This is a genomic window from Sphingobacterium multivorum, assembly GCF_039511225.1.
Lineage (GTDB): Bacteria > Bacteroidota > Bacteroidia > Sphingobacteriales > Sphingobacteriaceae > Sphingobacterium.
Genome location: NZ_CP154261.1, coordinates 861,273 through 882,809, shown reverse-complemented (window position 1 = coordinate 882,809; position 21,537 = coordinate 861,273). Strand labels below are relative to the sequence as shown.

Below are 21,537 nucleotides of genomic sequence, written 5' to 3'. Positions count from 1 at the left end.
GATTATTTTCTAACTGATAATTCTTTAATCTCTTCTTCTGTCACTGAATCATATTTCTCTAATGACTCTTGGAAGTACTTCACTTGTTCCTCAGGGAATGCGCCTTCTTGAGCCAATTTAGTTTTATGTTGTAATGAAGATGATTTCAACAACAATTTCACTTCGGCGATAGCGATACCTGGTAAGAACCGTAAGAACAACAAGAATAATGTAAAGAATAATCCGATTGAACCTACAAAGATACCTACGTCTGTCCAAGTTGGGTAGAACATTGCCCAAGATGAAGGCAAGTAATCACGGTGCAATGAAGTCACGATAATTACAAAACGCTCAAACCACATACCGATGTTTACAACAATCGATAAGATCCAGGAGATTGGAATACTTGTACGGATTTTTTTGAACCAGAATAACTGCGGAGAAATTACGTTACAAGTCATCATTGACCAGTAAGCCCAAGCGTATGGACCCAACATACGGTTCTCGAACGCATACATTTCGTATTCTGAACGAGAGTACATAGCGATAAACAACTCAGTCAAATAAGCCACACCTACGATAGAACCTGTTGTCATGATAATGATATTCATGGACTCAATGTGGAACATCGTGATGTAGTTCTCAAAGTTCATTACTTTACGTAAGATCAACAATAAAGTCTGTACCATCGCGAAACCAGAGAAGATCGCACCCGCCACGAAATACGGAGGGAAGATCGTTGTATGCCATCCAGGGATAACCGAAGTTGCAAAGTCCATGGATACGATCGTGTGTACAGAAAGTACCAGCGGAGTAGAAATACCGGCCAAGATCAATGACACGATTTCAAAACGTTGCCAAGTCTTAACTGAACCATTCCATCCGAATGATAATACAGAATAGATTTTTTGTTTTAATCCAGTAGCACGGTCACGAATTGTCGCGATATCCGGCAACAAACCACAGTACCAGAATACCAAGGATACTGTAAAGTAAGTCGAGATCGCAAACGCATCCCATACCAAAGGAGAGTTGAAGTTTACCCAAAGTGATCCAAACTGATTTGGAAGTGGGAAAATCCAATAGGCCAACCAAGGACGACCCATGTGAGCTACAACGTATGTAGCCGCACAGATTACCGCAAAGATCGTCATCGCCTCTGCAGAACGGTTGATTGAATTACGCCAATTTTGGCGGAAGATTAATAATACAGCTGAAATCAACGTACCCGCGTGACCGATACCTACCCACCATACGAAGTCGGTGATATCCCAAGCCCAGCCTACAGTTTTATTCAGACCCCAAGCGCCGATACCTGTCCAAAAGGTATAACTAACGCTAACTACCCATAATAAAGCACCTAATACAGCAACGGTAAAACCAATCCACCATGCTTTATTCGGTTTATTTTCAACCGGTAGTAAGATATCATCCGTAATTTTTGCATACGTAATGTCCTTACCGGTCATTAATGGTTCTCTTAATATTGATTCGTTATGCGATGACATAGTATTTTTATTTCAAATATTGTACAAGATTACGCCTCAAAAGTGTTTCTAACTTTTGTCATATAACCGATACCCGGTTGAACATTGATTTCCTCAAGTACGTAATAAACACGCTCGTTGCGTAATGCTTTAGATACTTCTGATTCTGGATCATTTGCATCTCCAAAGATGATCGCATTTGCAGAACATGCTTGTTGACAAGCCATTTGGATATCGCCATCTTTAACTTTACGATTTTGAATCTTAGCTTGTAATTTACCTGCTTGGATACGTTGGATACACATTGAACATTTTTCCATTACCCCACGTGAACGAGTAACAACATCTGGATTCAATACCAATTGTGTGAACTCATTGTTCAAGTAGTTGTCAAAACGTGAATCATTCCAGTATGCAAACCAGTTGAAACGACGAACTTTGAACGGACAGTTGTTCGCACAGTAACGTGTACCAAAACAACGGTTATATGCCATGTGGTTCAAACCTTCTGAAGAGTGTACTGTTGCCAATACTGGACAAACCGTTTCACAAGGTGCGTGACCACAGTGTTGACACAACATCGGTTGGTGAACAACAGTGATATCTTCGAAATCTAAATCAGCCGAAGCTCTCGCAATTTCTTTCTCTTTTGTAAGATCTTGATCTTTTCCTTCGATCGTATAGTAACGGTCAATACGTAACCAGTGCATTTCACGACGACGACGAACCTCATCACGACCTACAACAGGAATATTATTTTCAACGTTACAAGCAACGATACAAGCACCACAACCCGTACATGCGTTCAAGTCGATTGCCATCACCCATTTGTGACCAGGTTGCTCATATTTGTTCCACAAATCGTATGTTTTGTGATTATCTGTAAAGCGTCCTGCCTCAGAGTTAGGATCTTTCAGATATTTCGCAAATGTCGTCTCACGGATCACGTTACGACCTTCGATCGTGTGGTGTGTTTGTGTTTGTGCCAATTGGTAAGTTCCAGACGCTTTCGCTACAGTTGCTTTAGCAACACCTTGTACTGTACCATTGATGATAGAAGCAAAAGGGAATGCGTTTTTACCAACTTCATTACCTGCTTTACCCACTTTTGTACGGCCGTAACCTACAGCAACTGAAACTGTTCCTTGTGCTTGACCAGGTTGTTGTACAACTGGCAATTCCAATTCAACACCATTTGCTTTTACAGTCACTTTACCATCTTCACCCAATCCTAATTTCTCAGCATCTTTCGGGTTAAGAGCAGCGTAGTTATCCCAAGTTACTTTAGAAACAGGGTCAGGCAATTCTTGTAAGTAAGCGTTGTTCGCGTAACGACCGTCACGAAGACCAGCAGGCTCATAAAGTTTCAATTCAAACTCACCTGTAATCGCTTTGCTTGATGCCTCAATTGCTGAAGCTGCCGCTGCAGCATTTCCTGTAAATGCAGGAGCTGTTGCCGCTTTAGCACCTTTATATTCAAAACCAGTTTGCAATACAGCATCCCAAGTTTTCGTAGAACCTGCTAAGATTTGTGTCGACCACAAGTTCTTAACAAAGTTGTACATATCGGTATCATTTCCTGCCCAAGTCAATAAGCTTTGCTCAGCTTGACGTGTTTTGAAAACAGGATTGATTGTTGGTTGAACGATCGAGAACAAACCTTCTTTTGGATTCGCATCACCCCAAGACTCCAAGAATGTACTTGCTGGAGCAATCGCTGTCAATTCAGAAGCTGTTTCATCCGCACGTTGCGAAAACGATAAGGTGAAAGGAACTTGTTTCAACGCCGCTTTTACATCATCTGCTTTGAAGTAGTCATACACCGGGTTGCTATTCAAGAAGAACGCAACACCAACTTGACCTGATTTCGCTGCTGCTAAGAAAGCTTGGAACGAAGAATCCGAACCTTGATATTGTTTAGAATAGTTATCCAAATCGATGATTGTACCGTAAGCACCTAATGCAACGTTGATTGCATTGACCAATACCTGTACATTGACATCGTTAGAACCAGCAACAACAACTGCTGCGCCTTTGCTGTTCACCAATTCTTTCGCCGCTAGAGCGACACCTTTTTGTGCTTTTTTGTTTGCAGTAGCGCCAGCCAAAGATTGACCAGTGATTGCATTATATAAAGCGATCAAGGTCGCACCTTCTTCTGAAGGTTTGATGGCGATACGTGCATCCGCATTTGTACCAGTCATCGAAAGACCAGACTCAAATTGCACGTGACGTGACATTTTTCCGTTTTTCAACGATTTATAATCACGGTTTTTAGCGTATTGTTGTGTATGCTCTTCACCTGCTAACCAAGTTCCTAAGAAATCAGCTGCAACGGAAACAATCACATTTGCTTTTTCAAAATTGTATGAAGGCACAACAGCTTTACCAAATGAAGCTTTATTCGCCTCAATAATACCGCTGTAAGAAACAGCATCGTATTGTACATGGTTAACTGTTGGGAATTTCGTTGCGAAAGCAGCGATAGCCGCCAACGTTGAAGGACTGTTTACCGTGTTAGAAACGATCGTAATTTGTTTACCAGAAGATGCCGCTGCATTCAAAGCTTTAACAACTTCCCCATCCAATTTAGACCACTCTACATCTTGACCTTTCAATTGTGCCTGTTTCAATTTGGACTCATCGTATAAATCCAATACGGAAGCAGCAGTCGTTGAATCCAAACCTTGGTTCAAACCAATTGCATTCGGGTTAGGCTCAACATTGATCGGACGACCTTCGCGCGTTTTAACCAAGATACTTTGACCGTTGAACGTCGAAGCATAATAGTTAGGGATACCTGGAGTCACCTCTTCAGGTTTAATCAAATAAGGAACTGCCTTATGCACAGGAGTACGGTTACAAGCCGCTAAAGAAACAGCACCCAAACCAAATCCTAATGCTTTCAAGAAGTCACGGCGAGGAGTTTTAGTACTCAAGCCAGCTTCGTTTAATACATCTTCTACAGGAATAGATTCGGCAAACTCACCCTTGCTTCCTTCAACGAAAGCAGGAGTTTGATTTAACTCTTCCAAACCTTTCCAATATTTTTTATTGCTATCCATTTAAGCTGTATATAAGATTGCGTATTTCAAATAATTATTAATAGTGACACTTACCACACTCAAGACCACCGATCATGGCTGCAGTCATTTTCTCACCTTTCTTAATTCTTTCGTGTGCTTTGATCAAATCTTCATAGTATTTGTTATCCGATTTGATATCTGTCTTTTTGTGACAATCAACACACCATTTCATCGTCAATGGAGAGTATTGGTATACTTCTTCCATATTTTGGATCGGACCGTGACAAGTTTGACACTCAACACCAGCTACCACAACGTGTTGTGAGTGGTTGAAGTAAGCAAAGTCAGGTAAGTTGTGGATACGAACCCATTGAATTGGTTTTGGATTGTTACCGTAAGTACGCGTATCAGGATTCCAATCCAATGCACGATAGATCTTAGCAATTTCAGGAGAAATCTCACCATCATAATGCTCTGAAGCAGTGATTGTATTGTGACAGTTCATACATACGTTGGCCGATGGAATAGACGCATTTTTAGATTTAAATGCTCCACCGTGACAGTATTGACACTCAATTTTGTTAACACCAGCGTGGATTTGGTGCGAGAACTTAATGGGTTGAACCGGCTGATAGCCTTGGTGAACACCAACGTTCCACATGGTCTTCCAACCACCGACAGCTAATAATGCAACCAACATCAAGACTGTAAAGCCAACCAACTTTTTGTTTTTAACGAATGCTTTCGCAAACTTCACAAAACGTTGGCTATCCTCTGGCTCTTGTTGCGCAGCAATAGCTTCTTGGTTTTTAGCAATAACATTTTCTAAGGTACGGATCACACGATTCAACACCACGATAACCACAACAGCCAAAACAACAACTGCGATCAAGCCCAAAATCATGAACATAGACGCGTTATCATCTTTAGCAGCAGCTCCATCTTTGTTTGGATCTTTCGGTTTCTCCTTAGAAGCATCGGTGATATACGCTAATACCGACTTGATCTGATCGTCAGATAAATCAGTAAAAGAAGTCATCACAAGCTTGTTGTTCTCTTCGAAGATTTTAACAGCATCAGCATCGCCAGACGCAATTAAAGCCTGAGAGTTCTTGATCCACTTGATTAACCAAGCTTCGTCTTTCGTCTCTGGAATCCCCTTCAAAGCAGGACCGACCACTTTTCTGTCAATGGCGTGACAGGATGTACACTTAGATTTGAAGATTTTTTCACCTTCCTTGACATCTTGCGCATGCAACGTCGTAACGGCAAATAATAGCATCAAACTCGTTGACACCACCCTCGCAAGGCTTCCCAAAACGGATGAGATAGTTCTCATATTTAGCACTTTATACTATTTATTTGTGAATGTAAAAAATTAACTCCCATGGTTAAAGGAGCCACTACCCCCCTAACAATGCCACAAAAGTATGATTTATTAACAAATCGCTGACAATTTTGTGACCTTTAATATCAATTTATAATCATTCTAAACAAATGCGTTTAAACAAGGATAAAAACAGCATTAAGCTATTAAAGTAGTTCCATCGCTACAACTTTTCATTTGGATAGCCACTCAAATATAAGACAATTCCATGACAATTTAAAATACCCAAAATTGACGAACACGAGGAACACAAAAAGTTTTTTTTCGTCTTTATTTCCGTAACTTTATCAAGATGAATGGAGACCGGGCCAGGATCAATTCCCAGACTGAAAAGGAAAGAATCTGGATGATACTACTTTTATAGAGATGCTCTTTTATATAAAGGAATAGATTGATCCCAGTCGACCGCTCCTGTCAAAATCAACGACTAACATACGACAGCCATGGAAACAAACAAAAAATACAACCCGCTAAGTAAAGAAGAGGAATACATTATTATACACAAGGGAACTGAACGTCCTTTTACGGGTGAACTTTTAGACAATAAGCTCAAAGGAACGTATATCTGCCGCCGTTGTGACAGCCCGCTATACCGTTCGGAGTCGAAATTTGAATCTGGCTGTGGCTGGCCAAGTTTTGATGATGAGATTCCTGGGGCAATTACAAGGATCACCGATGCCGATGGTCGCCGCACTGAAATCCTTTGTAGCACATGTGGTGCGCATTTAGGCCATGTATTCCTCGGAGAAGGCTTTACGACAAAAAACACACGTCACTGCGTTAATTCTATTTCAATGAAATTTGTAGCCGATACTACGAAGTAACTTTCACTTTAGTCGACTCACGAACTTTCAGTTCACAAGGCAACACCATTCTACGTGTTGCTTTTATTTTACCCTGAAGACGAAGCAACAAAATATTGATCAGGTTCTCAGCAATGTCCTTGATCGGCTGCGAAACAACGGTGATAGCAGGTTCTACCAGCTTAAAAACTGTATGGTCGTCAAAAGCAATGACTGCTGGCATCGTAAAGTTGAACTTTTTAGCGGCCTTCAAGCCCGAAATCGCCAAATAGTTAGTGGAGAACAAAACAGCATCCAGCCTGTTTTCACAGATGAACTCCCGCAAAGATTCCATCGCCTCCTCATCCGAAGCATCCATCTGGATCTTCTGGATAAAACTTTGCTGCTTATTATTATCCATAGCTTTCATATAGCCATCTGAACGCTCTTTCATTTGAGTTTGATCCGAGTAGAGCGATACAAATCCGATACGTCTATAACCTTGTTGACACAAATGGTTACTGGCATCAAAGGCCCCCTGAAAATTGTCGGCCCCAACATAGTCTGTTTCAAGCCCCGGAAAATAACGGTCGAAGAGCACAACCGGGATATTATTCTGCTGTAACTGCTTTACGGTATCTTCCAAACCATCGGAAGGTGTAATAATAAAACCATCCACCTGCCGATCGTAAAACATCTGGATCAACTCCTTCGCTTTTTCTACATCATTGTTGGTACTACAATAAATAATACGATAGCCCTGCTCATAGACCTTACTTTCGATCAGACGTGCAATATTCCCAAAAAAAGGATTGGAAATATCCTCGATAATCAAACCCAAAATCTTTGTCTTTCCGGTACGGAGACTTTTTGCCAATTCATTCGGCTTATACCCTACCTTTTTGACATAATCCAGCACACGCTTTGTCAAAGCCTCACTAATACGCTTCTCTTTTGCCTTGTCATTCAAAATAAAGGACACAGTAGTTACAGAAATCCCCAAGGCCTTTGCGATATCACTGATCAGAATACGTTTCTTCATGTAGTAGTAGTAGGTTTGTTAAGTTTTTTATTACGAAGATTACTAAAGTAAAAAATTTAACGACAATTTACTAAAATAATAATAAAATTGCGCTAAAAGGTTTTATTTACTAATTTTAAGCAGTTTTCAAATACCCGAACAAAACCTATGACAGGAAATAAACTACTCAAAACAGTGTTGGGCACACTAATTTTACCATTTTGTGCGCAAGCCCAGCAAAATCTTACACAATATGTCAACCCCTTTATTGGGTCCGCGGATCATGGCCACGTCTTTGTTGGCGCCAATGTACCTTTAGGTGCGGTGCAATTGGGGCCTACTCAAATTCCACAGATTTGGGACAAGTTCAACGGATGGGATTGGTGCAGTGGATACAATTACAAAAGCCAGGAAATTTTGGGTTTTACACATACCCACCTGAGTGGAACAGGTATCGGTGACCTCAACGACCTTATGATCGTTCCAGCCAACGGAAAATTACAATTAACGCCCGCAGAATTCAACAAAATGAATACAGGTTATGGCTCTTCCTTCAAAAAAGAAAATGAGGTAGCAAAACCGGGATTCTATAGCGCTTATTTAGATGATTACCAAGTACAAGCCAACTTGACGGCAACCGAACGTGTTGGTTATCATCAATATCGCTATGAAAAAACAGACAATGCACATATTTTGGTCGACTTAGGTTACCATATCAACTGGGATAAACCGACAGACACTTACATCAAACAGGTGAACGACTCGACCTTTGTTGGTTACCGCTTTTCAACAGGATGGGCAACTGACCAAAAATTGTATTTTGCCATCAGAACTTCCCAACCGATACAAAAAGTAAGATTTTTCGACGGTAAAGAAGAAAAATTAGGCCAAACAACATTCAAAGGACAGGCAATCAAAGCGGCTTTATTCTTTGATGCTGTTAAAAACAAAAACATTGAACTTAAAGTCGGTATTTCTCCGGTAAGCTCGACCAATGCGCTGAACAACATCAACACCGAGATTCCAGGCTGGAATTTTGAAAAAGTAAAGCAAGACGCCGATCAACGTTGGAACAAAACCTTAAATAAGATTCAATTTGAAGCCGACAAGGATACAAAGACAATCTTCTATACTGCATTATACCATACCTACTTCGCCCCTACCATCTTTAACGATGCCAACGGCGATTACTTAGGGACCGACAAACAAGTCTACGAGAAACAGGATTTTGTCAACCATACGGTATTTTCGCTTTGGGATACTTACCGGGGCCTACACCCCTTGATGACCATCTTGGAAGACCGTAAAATCAATCAGGACTTTATCAAAACCATGTTGGCTATCTATCAACAACAAGGTAAATTACCCATGTGGCACTTACAAGGCAATGAAACCAACACCATGGTGGGGCTGCCTGCAATTCCAGTGATTGCTGACGCTTTCTTAAAAGGAATTATTGACGAGAAAGATTATCCTTTGATGTGGGAAGCTGTTAAGACCACGGCTATGGGTAATGATCACGGTCTAAAATATGCGCGTGAACTGACCTACATTCCGATCGACAGCATGCCTAATGAGTCTGTAGCATGGGCATTGGAGTATGCTATTGCTGACTTCGGTGCGTATAAAATTGCCGAAAAACTGGGTAAAACAGAAGACGCTGCCTATTTCAAAAAACGCTATAAACTATACGAGCAATATTTTGACAAAGAGGTAGGTCATTTCGTCGGTAAAAAAGCCAATGGTGCGTTCCGCAGACCTTTCGACCCATTGATGGCCAAACACCGCGAGAATGACTATTGCGAAGGTAATGCTTGGCAATACACCTGGTTAGTACCCCAAGATGTCAAAGGTCTGATCAATCTTTTCGGTGGCGAGGAGAAATTTTTGAAAAAACTGGATTATTTTACGACCATGTCATCGGATCTTGGTGGTGAAGCTTCACCGGATATTTCAGGACTAATCGGCCAATATGCGCAAGGTAACGAACCAAATCACCATATCCCTTACTTGTATGCTTACGCGGGACAACCTTGGAAAGGTGCAGCCTTAGTCCGTAAAGCGATGACTGAGTTTTACACAAACAGTCCAGCTGGTCTATGTGGAAATGATGACGTCGGACAAATGAGCGCATGGTATGTATTCTCGGCAATGGGCTTTTATCCATTGAATGCAATGAGTGGTGTTTATGTCTTCGGTTCTCCGATGATGCAACATGCGAATATCAATCTACCGAATGGCAAAACTTTAGCGATCGATGTTAAAAACCAAGGCAAAGCCAATCAATATATCAAATCGATCAAGTTAAATGGCAAGCCTTACGCCAAAACGTTCATTACACATGCGCAACTTTTAGCAGGTGGACAGATGGAAATCGAGATGAGTGCTACGCCAAACAAAAACTTTGGTAAAAACAAAGCCGATTGGCCTTCAAGCATTGACAATAATTAACTGAAAAATTGTCAGTAAAACATTACTGGATTAATATTTGTTAATACCTTAATAACATATTTAAGGAGAAACAAAACATGGCAGATTACAAAAACATCAATATACAAGATATCCCTGACGGAGGTGATAATCCAAAAGACTTCTATGAAACTTTTAAAGAGCGCTTAGAAGACTTAGAAACATTTCCAAAGGACTATACGTATAAATTTATCTTACCAAAAGATCAGGACCACTTCAATCAGATTCAGAGCGTATTTGATGACACAGGTGCTCAGTTTGATTTTAAGGATTCCAAAACAGGTAAATATACTTCAATTACGGTAAACTTGAACGTTAAAGACGCCGACCAGGTGATCTACTACTACAAAGAAGTAGCGAAGATAAAAGGTGTTATCATGTTATAAAAAGCAACTGAGGCTGTCGAATTGACAGCCTCAGTTGTTTCATCGTTATTGTAATCGCGCCTCCCTATTTCAACACCACAACATCCAGCCAATAATCGCCACTAAATCTTTTACTATCATGATGTAGTTTCAATAGATTAACAGCAGTCTCCTCCTTTAAAAAATCCAAAATTCGTTTGACATCCCGCCGGGCAGCAAACTGTTCCAGAATCTGACTGGATTTCAACAGAAGCAAGCGAAGTATACCTTTCATGGGATAAAGATGTTGCTAAGTTTTATTTTCCATAAAAAAAGCCCGCGTAAAGCGAGCTTTTCATATCATTTAAAGAATAAACTTATTCTTGGCCGGCACCAGCTACAGGAGCTTCGCCAGGTTTATCCTGCTTTGGTTTGTCTTCTTTCGGAGGACGAGGCAATAACGCTTTACGCGAAAGCTTCATTTTACCTTGTTTGTCGATATCCAACAATTTAACTGTTACTTTATCACCTTCTTTGAAGATACCGTCCATTGTTTCAAGACGTTTCCAGTCAATTTCAGAGATGTGCAATAAACCATCTTTACCAGGCATGATTTCAACGAAAGCACCGAATGGCATAATTGATTTCACTTTACCTTCATAAGTTTCACCAATCTCTGGTTTAGAAGCAATCGCTTTGATACGACCTACTGCATCATCAATAGCCGCTTTATTATCTGCGAATACTTGAACAACACCTTTGTTATCAACTTCTTCGATCGAAATTGTAGCACCGGTCTCACGTTGCATTTCTTGGATAATTTTACCACCTGGTCCGATTACAGCGCCAATAAATTCTTTATCGATCAATAATTGAACGATACGTGGTGCATGTGGTTTGTAATCTTCGCGAGGAGCAGAAATTGTTTTCTTCATCTCACCCAAGATGTGTAAACGCGCTTCTTTTGCTTGATCCAAAGCTTGCGTCAACACTTCCCATTTCAAACCATTGATTTTTAAGTCCATTTGACAAGCAACGATACCTTTTTCTGTACCCGTTACTTTAAAGTCCATATCACCTAAATGATCTTCATCACCTAAGATATCCGATAAGATCGCATATTTACCTGTTTTCTCATCAGAAATCAATCCCATGGCAATACCTGAAACTGGCGCTTTCAATTTCACACCGGCATCCAAAAGTGCTAATGTACCAGCACATACAGTTGCCATAGAAGAAGAACCATTTGACTCCAGAATATCAGAAACAACACGGATCGTATATGGATTTTCACTGTCTGCAGGAAGTACCTGTTTCAATGAACGCATTGCTAAGTTACCGTGACCAACTTCACGACGACCTGGACCTCTATTAGGTCTTACCTCACCTGTAGAGAATGCAGGGAAGTTGTAGTGAAGAATAAACTTGTTATAACCGTTGATAAAAGCACCATCGATCATTTGCTCATCGTCTTTAGCACCTAAAGTAACCGAAGTCAATGATTGTGTTTCACCACGTGTGAATACAGCCGAACCATGTGCAGCAGGCAAGTAATCTATTTCTGACCAGATTGGGCGGACTGTACGTACGTTACGGCCATCTAGACGAATTCCCTCATCCAGGACAAGGTTACGAACAGCATCATACTGAACATCGTGGAAATATTTTTTGAACAAGAAAGCTGTATCATCATCCAATTCCTCGGGCATTGTTGCTCTGAACTCTTCCGCGATTTTTGCGAAGTTTTCAGAACGGTCATGTTTTGCAGAAGCAGATTTTGCAATAGCGTAAACCTTATCGTAAGTAGCTGCAAAAATAGCATCTCTCAATTCAAGGTTTTCAGGCTCATGGTTATACTCACGTTTAACCGTTTTACCAACTAAGTTAGCCAGTTCTACTTGAGCAGCAACTTGTTTTTTGATCGCTTCATGAGCAAAAGCAATTGCTTCTACCATTTCAGCTTCAGAAATTTCTTTCGCTTCACCTTCAACCATACCAATATCTTGTGCAGAACCAGCAACGATAAATTCTAGCGTTGCTTTTTCAAGTTCAGATAATTTTGGGTTGATCACCAATTGACCGTCAATTTTCGCAACGCGAACTTCAGAAATTGGTCCATTAAAAGGAATATCAGAAACAGCAATAGCTGCAGAAGCAGCCAAACCTGCTAAAGCGTCAGGCATAATATCTTTATCTGCAGAAATCAAGCTAATTGCCACTTGTGTATCTGCGTGATAGTTTTCAGGGAACAAGGGACGTAATGCACGGTCTACCAAACGTGAGATCAATACCTCATAATCCGATAGTCTAGCTTCACGACGTAAGAAACCTCCTGGAATACGGCCTGTTGCCGCATATTTTTCTTGGTAATCTACCGAAAGAGGTAAAAAATCAACCCCAGATTTAGCTTCTTTAGCTGAAACGACTGTTGCAAGTAACATCGTATCACCTTGTTTTAATACTACAGCACCATCAGCTTGTTTTGCCAATTTACCTGTAGACAATTCGATCTGGGTGCCATTACCCATATCGATGGTTGTTTTAATTTCGTTGTAATTCATTTAATCTTGTTTGCGACATGCTTTTCATCTTGTTGGCAGCATGCCAATATTTTAAATACATTAGATTTCAGCACAAAGGTAAATTAAAATATTAAGATTAATGCAATTAACGGCAGGCTAAATCATCAAACCATCGGAATAACTGTGCCAAAAAGTCCAGCGACTCATTCAACAACATAGCTCAGAGCAAAAAGTTCAGCAGTAAACCTGGAAAACATTGGTAAGTTTAGGCGCCAACAGTACGAAAACAGACTGGGAAAATTTTATGTTCATTTTCGCCCTTTGTTCGGTACTTCTTCGGTACTTGTTCGGTACTCGTTCGGTGCTTCTTCGGTTGTAAGCGAATAAAGACCGAAGAAGTTCCGAGGAAAAAACGATTAAATAATGACTAAATGGCGAAATTGAAGTAAGAAAGAACCTATACCATCCCCTCCTTTTCCCAAGGGTATCCCAAGCAATTGCGAAAGCCGTTATAAATAGAATAATCCCTTTGAGACGCGCAAAGTTCACTAATAAATCTGTCTAGATATACACAATAAAAAAAGCCATCCAAAATTTGGATGGCTTTCTTAACACCTTTGTATAAAAGCTTATTTGATGATATCACGTAAACCTAGACCTTTAATGATCGCACGGTAACGGTTGATATCTTTTTTATAAAGATAAGCTAATAATGAACGACGTTTACCTACTAACATTTGTAGGGCACGTTGTGTACCGAAATCTTTTCTGTTTTTTTTCAAGTGCTCAGTTAAGTGAGCAATTCTCTTAGTGAATAAAGCAACTTGACCTTCAGTAGATCCTGTGTTTGTAGCTGATCCAGCAAATTCTGCGAAGATATCAGCTTTGTACTCTTTACTTAAATACATTTCCTGAATAATATTAAAGCGTTAAAAATTTTATTAATTGGCTGCAAAGATAACAAAAATCTTGGAGTGCCAAAATAATTTAACAAGCAAAGATCTCCCTGATGTTACACCTTTACATAAATTTTCTTCTTGTCCAGCCAATAGCAAATTACCCACATTAAGGTCAGGAAGCATAACGAATAAACAAAAGATCCAACTTCTGGTATCCCGGGGATTTTCGCACAAACGTATTTATAGAACCAGCCAAAAGCGTCGAGGTATTTTTGTGTGCCATCTTCTTTTAGGCCATCAGGAATTCGGAATAATCCCAAAAAGCGCGGCAAGATCCCACTCAACACAAAGATGAACAATGGATTTTTACCAAAAACATCAAAAAACTGTGTCAATTTATTTTTTACGCCCTGTACTTCAATAAACCAGATCATGCCACCCAGCGTCATGGTTGCCAAACCTGTGGTATAAAGTACGTAGGAACTTGTCCATATTTTTTTATTGATCGGAAAACCCAAAGCCCATATCCAAGCCAAAACGACCAAAATAAATCCGGTCACAAACATCCCCGCCAACAATTTAAAATGCGGCTCATGAGACGTCGGCACTTTGGTCCATAACCAATCCACCTGACCCTGCTTTTTTATAAAAACGCCAACTAAATATCCAAAGACGACCTGTACAATTGCCGGTAATGTGCTCATCAGTCCTTCGGGATCAAAGGGTACCCCCTCCCCTTTGTAAACATGCGGTAAACCTAAAATGGCGATATCATACTTTGTTCCGAACCAGCCTTCCAAACTATAGGGATCTGCCCCGCCAGCGATTGCACAAATCGCCCAGTATAACAATAAAATGATTGTTGAAATCCAAATAATGGTTTTCTCTTTAAAATAATAGGCGAGAATAGACGCAAAACAGTAGGCGACAGCAATGCGCTGCAATACGCCAAAAATACGAATCCCCCGGCTCGGGTCAGTTCCGTCTACCCATTGCTTAAAAACCAGCTCTGCACCATCCCATTTCACAAAAGGCCACCAATTGATGAAAAGTCCAATTGCAAAAATTAAGACCGTCCGTTTAATGACTTTTTGCCAAAATACGGCCGGGCCAGCCTCCTGTAAACGAGGTATCACAAAAGACATGGCGTTACCAACAGCAAATAGAAAAAAGGGGAAAACCAGGTCTGTAGGCGAGCAACCATGCCATTCTGCATGTTTTAGCGGCGCAAACATATGAGCCCATGTCCCCGGATTATTCACCATAATCATCAGTGCCACAGTAGCCCCACGAAAGACATCCAAGGAGTAATAGCGTTGTTTCATAATCAGATTGTATAATTAAAAGGTAAATATAAGCTATTTGATATTCATTTTTATGCCTAATCTATGATTTAATGGCACAAACAGGAATGTAGATTGTTACACAAAAACAAAAAAAACGCCGCGCAGCAACAACTTCTTAAAGTTTTTTAAAAAGTATTTTGATCTTACATGCGATTTAACATATCTTTAACAAAAGTTTAATCAACTTTTAGAAACCACACGAACTAATGGAAAAAGAAATATTGAAAAACCTTTATTTTGATTCTGCGCTTTCTATTGCAGAGTTGGTCAAAAAGCTCTCCAAGAGTACACCTTCCATTACAAAAATAATCAATCGTTTACTTGAAGAAAAAATAATTGTTGAATGTGGTTTTGCAGAATCTACCGGCGGAAGACGTCCTTTACAGTTCGCTATTAATCCAGCGCTGAATTTTTATATCCTGACAATTTCAGCCGATCAGCATTTCTCTACATTTACCTTAACAGATCTCAATCAGCAGAAGATTATCGAACACCGCGATGTTCCCTTAGAATTGAAGTCCAGTAATTCTGCTAATTTACTATTGGACGAAATTGAATCGATTTTGGAACTATCGGGAATCCAAAGGGACAAAATAATTGGAATTGGCCTTAGTATACCGGGATTCGTCAATTCAGAATTGGGTGTCAATGAATCTTACCCGCACAACCATCCTTTATACCGTATTAAAAGTAGCATAGAAGCAAAATACCAAATATCAACTGTGATAGAGAATGACTCCAGATGCATTGCTATAGCAGAAAAAGAGTTTGGAGCAGCAAAAGATATTGATCATTCACTCATTATCAATTTAAATTGGGGTGTTGGATTGGGCATTATTATCAATGGCTCTGTTTTCAAAGGCGAATCAGGTTTTGCGGGAGAATTTAGTCATATCCCGCTCTCGGATGACAACACCTTGTGTTCTTGCGGGAAAAGGGGATGCCTAGAGGTAGAAGCTTCATTAGACGCAGCCATTCGAAGTACGGAAACTGACATCCAAAACAATGAATATTCCATTTACAGTACTTTTGTAAAAAGTAAGCTCAACAAAATCGATGCTTTAATTGAAGCTTCGAACGTGGGCGATCAAATTGCTATCAATAATTTAGGAAAAATAGGTTATATGTTGGGTAAAGGCATATCAACGCTTATCCATATTCTGAATCCAAAACAGATCATCGTCAGCGGAAGAGGTGCAGAACTGGGCCGAATTTTGAATCCCCAAATACAGATTGCCATCAATGAATTTTGTATTCCTGAAATTGCAAAAACGACAAATGTGCAAATGTCATCTTTAAACAAACATGCACAAATCAAAGGTACTGCAGCGATTGTAGTCGAAAATCACATTAATAAAATTTTAACAAAATAATAACCACACTAATCATTTACTTATTGTAATTCATACTAATCATTAAAAAATGAGTCTATTTTACAAAAAAGCAGCGGGTATAGCATTGTGTACGCTATTTAGCGCCACTTCGCTTTACGCACAACAAACCATTACTGGTACAGTAACTGACGCCAAAGGTCCAGTTTCAGGAGCGACAGTTTCTGTTAAGGGCACTGCCAAAGGAACCCAAACAAATGCAAGCGGAGCTTTTACCATTCAAGCATCCCCAGGAGAAGTATTACGTATTTCTATTGTGGGTTACCAAACCCAAGAAGTTACGGTTACTTCCGCTAAATCGATTAAAGTATCCTTAAATCAGGACGCTTCGGCTTTAGATGAAGTTGTTGTCACAGCGATGGGCATCAAGCGCGAATCTAAGGCGCTAGGATATGCAGTTAGCAATATCAAAGCTGAGGAAATCACTAAAGCGGGTAACACCAACTTTGGATCAGCACTATACGGTAAAGCACCAGGTGTGAAAATCACCACTGCTCCGGGTGGTTCTGCCAGTGCGGTTAACGTTCAAATCCGTGGTATCAATTCATTAAACTATCAACGTCAGCCCCTCTATGTTGTTGATGGTATCATCATCCGTAACGATCAACAAGGTGGTGCGACTGGTGCAAACAATAATAATTATTGGGACGATCAACGTATTAGGGGTAATGGTATGCTGGACATCAACCCCGCTGATATCGACAATATTTCCATCTTAAAAGGTGCTGCAGCCAGTGCACTATACGGCTCGGACGCTGCAAGTGGGGTAATTGTTATTACAACAAAGAAAGGCACAAAAGGAAGAGGTCTAGGAATTGACTTCAACTATAATGGATCAATCGAAAGAGCAGCCTTTTTACCGAAGTTCCAAAATATTTATGGACCCGGTTACGACGCAGCGACAAACATCGCTAACGGCGCGTCTGCCGAAGGTTGGTTTACAGATGCTAATTCTCCTTCGGGAAGAAGGCCATACTATAGATCCTACGGAAGTTTTGGTCCAAAATTCACTGGCGAAGATGTTATGTGGTGGGACGGACAGGTACGTCAATACAAAGCACGTGAAAATAACTACTACGACGTATTTGACAAAGGCTACAATTCCAATATTAACGTTGGTATCTCAAACCAAACAGAGAAAATTAACTACCGTTTGAGTGCGACCAGAATGGACTATAAAAGTACGAGCCCTGGTAGTAAACAAAACAGAAATACCTTCAACCTTAATAGCACGCTAAAACTTAGCGACAAATTGTCGACCGATATCGTCGCTAACTTTATCAATACCAATACCCACAACAGAACCTATCTGTTGGGTCAGGTACTTGGAAGTTTCGACGGGTTTTTCAGCAGAACAGAAGATATGTCTGCCATGAAAAATGCGTATCAAACCACTGACGGCTACAAATATTCCAAATTTGGAACAGGACGTCCTGAAGACTTCAAATACACGATGAGGGCTTCTAACCTCTTAGATTATTTTTGGAATCAGTACAAAAACAGTTATGATGAGACCGAAAATAGGATTTTAACAAGTGCCACATTAAACTGGGATGTTGTAAATCACTTGAAACTCCGCGGAAGAATTGGTAATGACTTAACTTCTGCAACGAGCATCAACAAGCAATACAACGAATATGCAACGGCTTACAATTCAACTACCAGCAGTTCTGGAGGCTTCGCAACTTCAAAAGGAGTCTATTCGATCCTGTATGGTGATGTAATGGCAACCTATAGCAACAAAATCAATGCAGATTTCGACTATTCAGCGAGCGTGGGTTTCCAATCGAGATCAGAGCGTTATGATGATCAATCGTCAAGTACAGCAGGTGGTCTTGTCACAGAAAACTGGTTTAGCTTAAGCAACAGTTACGCGCAGGCAACAACTTCAAATAGCAGAAAGGAAATGCTAAAATATGCCTACTTCGGTTCCTTGAATATTGGCTATAAAGGATTTGCTTACTTAGACGGTACTTATCGTTCTGAATATTCTTCTACACTACCTTCATCAAACAATAATTATCGCTATGGTTCGGTTAGTGGTAGCTTTATTTTCAGCGATGCTTTCGATATCAAGTCTGATAAGTTCTCCTACGGTAAACTTCGCGCTTCCTACGGTATTGTTGGTAATGATGCCGCAATCTACGAAGCAAATATCGCTTACAACCAAAATCCATTATTGACCATCAATGGAGCTGTTCCATCATTGACCTATAGAAATAACTATGGAAATCTTAATCTACGTCCTGAGCGTAAATATGAGGTTGAGGTCGGTATGGAATTGAAGTTTCTAAAAAATAGATTAGGATTGGATGTTAGTTACTACAACAACTATATCGACGACCAGATCTTAGGACTTACAACACCAGCCTCTACAGGGGCTACTTCCCAAATTTTGAATATCGGAAAAATTGCCAATAACGGTTTGGAGCTTTCTATCAACGGTACCCCAATTCAAAATGAAAACTTTACCTGGAATTCTAGACTAAACTATTCATTTAATAAGTCGACAGTTAAAACCCTAGCACCGGGTGTTGAAGAATTGGTATTCTACTCTGCCGATGAAAACTCTTTGAAGATTACGGCAAAAGAAGGTGAGAAATTAGGAAATATTTACGTTTATGACATTGCCAAAGATCAAAACGGCAATAATTTGATCTCTGACGATGGACTCTATGTGATCGACAAAACCAAGTACAAATATGCTGGCAACATTATGCCAAAAGCGATCGGAGGCTGGACCAATACATTTACCTATAAAAACTTTATGTTAGACTTTACTGCTGATTATCGTTTTGGAGGTAAAATGGTATCCGAAAACCTCAAATACGGCATGAGTGCTGGTCTATATGAAAACACCTTACCATATCGCGAAAATGGAGTGACTTTGCAAGGTGTTAACGCCAATACAGGAAAAGCAAACGATGTACATTTGAGTGCTGCAGAATATTACATGAACACATTCGGATGGGGTGCAGATTCTTGGACTGAAAAAGGTGCCGTTTACGACAACAACTTTATCAAATTAAGAGAATTGTCTATTGGTTACCGTATTCCAGACAGTTTCACCAAAAGACTTAAAATTAACAACTTAAAGGTTTCTTTATTGGGCAGAAATCTATTCTACTTCTACCGTACATTGAAAAATCTTGACCCTGAAGCTCCAGTAGGTAACAAATGGTGGGCACAAGGTGTAGACGTTGGTTCATCTGCTGCTACCCGAAGTTTCGGTTTTTCATTGAATGCTAATTTTTAATTTTTTACCCACGAGAATCATGAAAAAAACTTTTCTTTCTATATTAACTTTGGTTTCGGCCCTATCGACGATGGTCGGCTGTAAATCACAACTTGACGACAAGTTTCAAAACCCAGATGCATCGACAAAAGCAAATATTCCGGCGTTCTTTGCCGAAATGCTAAATAATGATCGTGTAAGACCAGCTTATTACCACTACCGTACATTTATTCTGTCCAATCAGGCAGTATATACGCAGACAGCGTCTTTTTATCCGTCAAATACCATGTATCAGCCGAACGATAGCTACTCTTATGCATATTGGACGGACTTTTATGCTCCTGGTGTACTCGGTATCACAAGAAGCATGGAAAAAGCATACGCTGAACTTCCTGAAGCGGAGAAAGCAAGTAAAGAGATCTTTATCCAAACGGGCAAAATTGTATTGTTTGACGAGGCGTCTAAATTAGTGGATAATTTTGGTGACATTCCTTTCAGTGAAGCCGGTAGTCTACCAACAACAAGTACGATTATTAAGCCAAAGTTTGATGCGCAAAAAGAATTATACAATCAGTTCATCAGCGAATTGAAAAATATCAACACGTATTTATCAACAGCAACGACCAATCCCGATTTTTCAAAATACGACATCTTGAATAGCGGTAATGTTGCGAAATGGCGTAAGTATGCCAATTCACTTCGCCTGCGTCTATTGATGCGTATTTCTTTTGTTGATGAGGCAAAAGCAAGAACTGAAGTACTTGAAATGCTGAATAACCCAACACAATATCCATTGGCAGATGGTGGCGCAACGGCAAACTATAACCCTAGAAATGAAGACATCTTATTGCAGCCGCTAACAAACTATACGGGAACTTTGAGACAGGCTTTGATTGAAGGTCCTAACCAATTCGCAACAGATCATATGTTGAACAAAGTGATGTTACCAGCGAATGATCCACGTATTCCGGTACTTTATGATAAATTCGGAAAAACAGTAGACGGTAAGTTTGTTCAGAACAAAGAGTATAGAGCAATGCCAATTTCCTTTACTTCAGCGGATATGGAGAAGAATTATCAAGACTACGCTGTGTTGGATTCGGCAACTATCTTCGACAACAATGCTTTGCCGGGAATTGTCATTACCGCTTCTGAAACCAATTTCAATAAAGCTGAAGCGTTATTAAGATGGGGAGCAAGTAATGCGGCCAAAGATGCTTACGATGTCGCTGTTAAACAATCCGTTTCTTTCTATTATTATTTAAATAATTTAAATACTTCAGGACTGAAAACAGAGAAAAAACCTACCGATGACGTCATCAATGACTTTGTAGACAAATCGACTATCAGCTTCTCAACAACTCAAGCAAAGAACCTAGAATTAATATGGACTCAAAAATGGTTACATTATGGTTTTTTACAGGCACAACAAGCTTGGGCTGAATTGAGACGTACAGGATATCCAATATTGACATATCCTGTGGCTGGATTGGCTAATTACGCAAATCCTCCTAAACGTTTATTATATCCTACCCAAGAGATTTCAAATAATAGTTCTAATTACGATGCTGTTAAAGCAAATGATACAAGAACAACTAAAATCTTCTGGGACGTCAAATAGATGATCACAATTTAAACGAATAAAATCT

The 21,537-nt window shown here is 40.0% G+C and carries 14 protein-coding genes; 6 read left to right on the top strand and 8 right to left on the bottom strand.

The features are described from left to right. Nucleotides 1–2: 2 nt before the first annotated feature. Genes nrfD through AAH582_RS03520 form a run of 3 tightly spaced genes read right to left on the bottom strand, consistent with a single transcriptional unit; the run spans nucleotide 3 to nucleotide 5,831 of the window. The gene (gene nrfD / locus AAH582_RS03530) at nucleotides 3–1,487 is read right to left on the bottom strand and encodes an NrfD/PsrC family molybdoenzyme membrane anchor subunit (protein ID WP_046674137.1); all 1,485 of its coding nucleotides are present in this window, start codon (nucleotides 1,485–1,487) and stop codon (nucleotides 3–5) included. A 29-nt stretch (nucleotides 1,488–1,516) separates the two neighbouring features. Beyond that, nucleotides 1,517–4,531 (bottom strand): TAT-variant-translocated molybdopterin oxidoreductase, encoded by a 3,015-nt coding sequence (locus AAH582_RS03525; protein ID WP_046674138.1) that lies wholly within the window; start codon nucleotides 4,529–4,531, stop codon nucleotides 1,517–1,519. Nucleotides 4,532–4,568: 37 nt separating this feature from the next. After that, entirely contained in the window at nucleotides 4,569–5,831 is a 1,263-nt protein-coding gene (locus tag AAH582_RS03520) for a cytochrome c3 family protein (RefSeq protein WP_046674139.1), read from the bottom strand. Between the two features lie 491 nt (nucleotides 5,832–6,322). Between AAH582_RS03520 and AAH582_RS03515 the strand changes: the two genes are divergently transcribed. After that, nucleotides 6,323–6,703: a methionine-R-sulfoxide reductase gene (locus tag AAH582_RS03515; RefSeq protein ID WP_046674140.1), complete on the top strand. Its 381-nt coding sequence runs from the start codon at nucleotides 6,323–6,325 to the stop codon at nucleotides 6,701–6,703. Here AAH582_RS03515 and AAH582_RS03510 read toward each other — a convergent pair. Beyond that, nucleotides 6,693–7,703, bottom strand: coding sequence for a LacI family DNA-binding transcriptional regulator (locus AAH582_RS03510; protein ID WP_112373823.1), 1,011 nt, complete (start codon nucleotides 7,701–7,703; stop codon nucleotides 6,693–6,695). The genes AAH582_RS03515 and AAH582_RS03510 overlap by 11 nt on opposite strands. Before the next feature lie 147 nt (nucleotides 7,704–7,850). On the opposite strand from AAH582_RS03510, the gene AAH582_RS03505 reads away from it, so the two are divergent. Then, entirely contained in the window at nucleotides 7,851–10,133 is a 2,283-nt protein-coding gene (locus AAH582_RS03505; RefSeq protein WP_343321232.1) for a GH92 family glycosyl hydrolase, read from the top strand. Nucleotides 10,134–10,210: 77 nt separating this feature from the next. Then, nucleotides 10,211–10,537, top strand: coding sequence for a DUF493 domain-containing protein (locus tag AAH582_RS03500; RefSeq protein ID WP_046674143.1), 327 nt, complete (start codon nucleotides 10,211–10,213; stop codon nucleotides 10,535–10,537). A 64-nt stretch (nucleotides 10,538–10,601) separates the two neighbouring features. On the opposite strand, the gene AAH582_RS03495 is transcribed toward AAH582_RS03500, so the two are convergent. The 4 genes from AAH582_RS03495 to AAH582_RS03480 all read right to left on the bottom strand — a co-directional run bounded on the left by AAH582_RS03495 (nucleotide 10,602) and on the right by AAH582_RS03480 (nucleotide 15,241). Next, a complete protein-coding gene (locus AAH582_RS03495; protein ID WP_343321231.1) occupies nucleotides 10,602–10,790 on the bottom strand; it encodes a hypothetical protein in 189 nt (62 codons plus the stop codon). Nucleotides 10,791–10,872: 82 nt separating this feature from the next. Then, nucleotides 10,873–13,056 (bottom strand): polyribonucleotide nucleotidyltransferase, encoded by a 2,184-nt coding sequence (gene pnp, locus AAH582_RS03490; protein WP_046674144.1) that lies wholly within the window; start codon nucleotides 13,054–13,056, stop codon nucleotides 10,873–10,875. 590 nt (nucleotides 13,057–13,646) lie between these two features. Beyond that, the gene (gene rpsO, locus AAH582_RS03485; RefSeq protein WP_046674145.1) at nucleotides 13,647–13,925 is read right to left on the bottom strand and encodes a 30S ribosomal protein S15; all 279 of its coding nucleotides are present in this window, start codon (nucleotides 13,923–13,925) and stop codon (nucleotides 13,647–13,649) included. A gap of 104 nt (nucleotides 13,926–14,029) precedes the next feature. After that, nucleotides 14,030–15,241 (bottom strand): acyltransferase family protein, encoded by a 1,212-nt coding sequence (locus AAH582_RS03480; RefSeq protein ID WP_343321230.1) that lies wholly within the window; start codon nucleotides 15,239–15,241, stop codon nucleotides 14,030–14,032. A 227-nt stretch (nucleotides 15,242–15,468) separates the two neighbouring features. Here AAH582_RS03480 and AAH582_RS03475 point away from each other — a divergent pair, with 227 nt between their 5' ends. The 3 genes from AAH582_RS03475 to AAH582_RS03465 are packed head-to-tail and all read left to right on the top strand — an operon-like array spanning nucleotide 15,469 to nucleotide 21,509. After that, entirely contained in the window at nucleotides 15,469–16,635 is a 1,167-nt protein-coding gene (locus AAH582_RS03475) for an ROK family protein (protein ID WP_046674147.1), read from the top strand. 49 nt (nucleotides 16,636–16,684) lie between these two features. Beyond that, nucleotides 16,685–19,909 carry a SusC/RagA family TonB-linked outer membrane protein gene (locus AAH582_RS03470; RefSeq protein WP_286752303.1) on the top strand — a complete coding sequence of 1,075 codons (3,225 nt, stop codon included), beginning with the start codon at nucleotides 16,685–16,687 and terminating at the stop codon, nucleotides 19,907–19,909. A gap of 19 nt (nucleotides 19,910–19,928) precedes the next feature. Next, on the top strand, nucleotides 19,929–21,509 hold the full coding sequence (locus tag AAH582_RS03465) for a SusD/RagB family nutrient-binding outer membrane lipoprotein (RefSeq protein ID WP_156167642.1): 1,581 nt from the start codon (nucleotides 19,929–19,931) through the stop codon (nucleotides 21,507–21,509). Nucleotides 21,510–21,537 lie beyond the last annotated feature (28 nt).